The 2,162-nt window shown below is 70.4% G+C and carries 1 protein-coding gene; it reads left to right on the top strand.

What is annotated here, in order from left to right; all coding sequences use genetic code 11:
- Positions 1-592: 592 nt before the first annotated feature.
- Positions 593-1,825 (top strand): IS110 family transposase, encoded by a 1,233-nt coding sequence (locus ACWGJO_RS41440; RefSeq protein WP_452190944.1) that lies wholly within the window; start codon positions 593-595, stop codon positions 1,823-1,825.
- Positions 1,826-2,162 lie beyond the last annotated feature (337 nt).

Raw genomic sequence — 2,162 nt, 5'->3', positions numbered from 1 at the left:
CCTAATTCGTTGATAGCGGATCGGTGTAGCCAGGGGGCCACGGTCGGTCCGTTCGAATGCTGGGGCCGTGACGCCTTCGCCCACCCGGGCGCCGGTGATGCCTTGGGATAGACCGGCGCGCGGCCTCAGCACTCGCGGTGGTGGCGGTCGCGTGGGCGCCGGGCGGATGCCTGGCCAGCGCCCGGCCTCACGGCCTAATCCAAGAGAGGCGGCGTCCGGCGTCCTCGGGGCCGCCACCGTGTTGGGAAGGGGTGTTGACGATTCGAGGGCGCCGAGCGGACGCCTACCTGCCGCCTGGTCCGTTGAGGCCTCAGGGCAGACGCGCGGCGCTTGGCGTCCCCGAGTCGTCAACACCCAACTCGTCTGTAGCTCGTTGGTGTTGGTGGTGTGAGCCCGCCGCACGGTGACCTCTTGTTTCGCCCGAGCCGCCCGAGCTCCCGCGAAAGACCGGGGCCCGTGAGGTGCGCTGGTGCCACGAACGGCTAGTGAGGTGGCGGACCGACCGGGCGGTCGAGTCCTGGAATTAGGTCGCTGCGTGGCCCGCATGTGCTCGTGACCAGCGCAAATATCCGCGCTCTGGGGAGGGAACAACTTGATCTACTGCGGCATTGACTGGGCCGAGCGAACGCACGACGTCGCCCTGGTCGACGACGCCGGTCAGCTCCTGGCCAAGCGGCACATCACCGATGACGCGGCCGGCTACAAGCTGCTGCTGGACCTGCTCGCCGAGTACGGCGACACCGAGGAGGCCCCGATCCCGGTCGCGATCGAGACTTCCCGCGGCCTGCTGGTCGCCGTCCTGCGGACCGGCAGGCGCAAGGTGTTCGCGATCAACCCGATGGCTGCCGCCCGCTACCGCGACCGGCACAGCGTCTCCCGCAAGAAGTCCGACCCGGGCGACGCACTTGTGCTGGCGAACATCCTGCGCACCGACATGCATGCCCACCGGCCGCTGCCCAACGACAGCGACCTGGCCCGCGCGATTGCCGTCCTGGCCCGCGCCCAGCAGGACGCGACCTGGAACCGGCAGCAGTTGGCCAACCAGCTCCGTTCCCTGCTGCGTGAGTACTACCCGGCCGCGCTCGCGGCCTTTGAGCCGTGGAGAAATGGGCTCTGTCGGCCGGAGGCTCAGGAGGTCCTCAAGGCAGCCCCCACCCCGGCGAAGGCCGCACGCCTGACCCGAACGCAGCTCGCCGCCGCGCTGAAGCGGTCCGGCCGCAAGCGCGGTATCGAGACCGAGGTCGAGCGGCTGCGGGAGGTCTTCCGCGCCGACTGGGCCCACCAGCCCGCCACGGTCGAGGAGGCACTTGGCCGCCAGATGCTCGCCCTGCTGGGCCAGCTCACCGCAGCCTGCGCCGCTGCCGACGATCTCACGGAGGCCGTCGAGGAGGTGTTCCCCCAGCACCCGGACGCCGAGATCATCTGCAGCTTCCCCGGCCTCGGCACCCAGCTCGGCGCCCGGGTGCTGGCCGAGATCGGCGACGACCGGCAGCGGTTCGCCGACGCCCGAGGCCTCAAGGCATACGCCGGCGCGTCACCCATCACCCGGGCGTCCGGGAAAAAGTCCAGCGTCACCCGTCGGTGGGTGAAGAACGACCGGCTCAACCACGCCGGCTACCTGTGGGCGTTCTCCGCGATCACCGCCTCACCCGGCGCCAAGGCCCACTACCGCCGTCGCCGCGATGACCACGGCGATTGGCATGCCGCAGCTCAACGCAACCTGTTCAACCGCATGCTCGGCCAGCTCTACCACTGCCTCAAAGCGGGCCGGCACTTCGACGAACGCGCCGCGTTCCCGGTCGCTCTCGCCGCCGTTGCCGCCTGACGCACCGGCCTCCGGCGGGCTGGCTGTCCGTGCCGCTTCCGCCGCCCGGGCCGGGCGGCGAGGCCACTCTGCTGGCCACGGGCGGTCGGGTTTACTGCGCCAGTCATGGAAGTCCGGCTGCCGCCGGACCCGGGCCCCAGGGGGCCCTTTCCATGCCTACGAGTCGCGGTGGTTGGTGCCCATGCCCTACCGAGCTCCGGTGGCGGATGCTTCGGCGCATCGCTCGCGGAATCGGTGGGTGCCGAGCGCAAGCACCGGCCCCGGGGAGATCAACTGTGTTCGAGTCATCCGAAGCCCTGCGGAGATCAACTTGACCCCTCGACTGCGTGAGGTGTCT

The organism is Kitasatospora sp. NPDC054795, assembly GCF_053611565.1.
This window is presented reverse-complemented; position numbering and strand designations above follow the sequence as displayed.